Raw genomic sequence first — 1,404 nt, forward strand, 5'->3', positions numbered from 1 at the left:
GTCGGCAACGTCAAAAGTGTAAAAGAGAAAGGGGTAGGGGGGTAGGGGGGATCGTTGGCAAGGGCGATCGCGTTATGTCTCATTTAACCCGTCCTACGACCTATCTTAATACACGCCGCAAGGCTCCCGATCGACGGATCGCTGAGTGTTGAAATCGTTGGCGGCGAGGTGTAATCCTTAGCGGCGGGGTGTATAGTTAGCCCAAGGATTTTTCCTGGTTCGTTCATCATCCAGTTAGAGACGCCCTATGGCTCGATCGAACTCACTCAAGTTCTACATTGCGACCCGGTTATTGATGGCTCCGTTGATGCTGTGGCTGATCACCACCTTGGTGTTTCTGCTGCTGCGGGCAACGCCGGGGGATCCGGCGGATGCGCTGCTGGGGCCTAAGGCCTCTCCTGCGGCTAAGGCAGCTCTGCGGGCGCAATGTGGGTTAGATAAATCGCTGATTGGGCAGTATGGTGATTACCTGGGGTCTTTGCTGCGGTTGGATTTGGGTAAATCCTGTAGTGGTAAGGGCACTGTGGTTTGGGACGTGATTCAGCAGCATTTCCCGGCAACGGCGGAATTGGCGATCGGGAGTTTGGCGATCGCGTTAATGGTGGGTGTCGCGATCGGGGCGTTGTCGGCCTCCAAACCCAACAGCGGCTGGGATACCAGTGGTCGGCTGTTTGGCATTATTACCTATGCGATTCCACTGTTTTGGTTTGGCATGTTGTTGCAGTTAATTTTTTCCGTGGGACTGGGGCTATTCCCCCTCGGCACGCGCTTTCCAACAACAATGCCAACGCCAACGGGAATCACAGGACTCTATACGATCGATAGCTTACTCAGTGGCAATTTTCAGCAATTTTTCACAGCACTGTATTATCTGGCTTTGCCTGCATTGTCCTTAGGAATATTGATCAGTGGAATTTTTGAGCGGATTGTCCGGGTCAATTTAAAGCAAACTTTGCAAGCAGATTATGTGGAAGCGGCGCGGGCTAGGGGTATTCCAGAACGGCGAATCCTCTGGAACCATGCTTTTCGCAATACACTAATTCCCGTCGTGACGATTTTGGGGTTAACGCTAGCGGCAATGCTGGGTGGGGCAATTTTAACGGAAGTGACTTTTTCTTGGCCCGGTTTAGCCAATCGTCTGTACCGTGCGATCGCTCAACGGGATTATGCGGTGGTGCAGGGGATTGTCGTGTTTTTTGCGGCCATTGTCGCGATCGCCAGTATTGCCATTGATATTATCAACGCCTATATCGATCCAAGAATTCGCTACTAATACCAAATTGATTAATCAATGCAACAGATCCGATCCCCCCTTGTATCTTAAGAGTAGTGGTAGACCGATCCCCCCTGGATTGAGAAAATCGCGGGCTAGCCAGGGTCGCCACTACTTTGCACTAGGGCCAA

At 51.8% G+C, this 1,404-nt stretch carries 1 protein-coding gene; it reads left to right on the forward strand.

The window, feature by feature from the left end:
* Nucleotides 1–247 precede the first annotated feature (247 nt).
* Nucleotides 248–1,273, forward strand: coding sequence for an ABC transporter permease (locus tag ACN4EG_RS27740; protein ID WP_431633521.1), 1,026 nt, complete (start codon nt 248–250; stop codon nt 1,271–1,273).
* The last annotated feature ends 131 nt before the right edge of the window (nt 1,274–1,404 follow it).

Source organism: Alkalinema pantanalense CENA528 (assembly GCF_050753345.1).
Lineage (GTDB): Bacteria > Cyanobacteriota > Cyanobacteriia > Leptolyngbyales > Leptolyngbyaceae > Alkalinema > Alkalinema pantanalense.

What these genes read in the sequence shown, in the direction of transcription:
- ACN4EG_RS27740 (WP_431633521.1), top strand. Translation starts at nt 248, where the DNA reads ATGGCTCGATCGAACTCACTCAAGTTCTACATTGCGACCCGGTTATTG.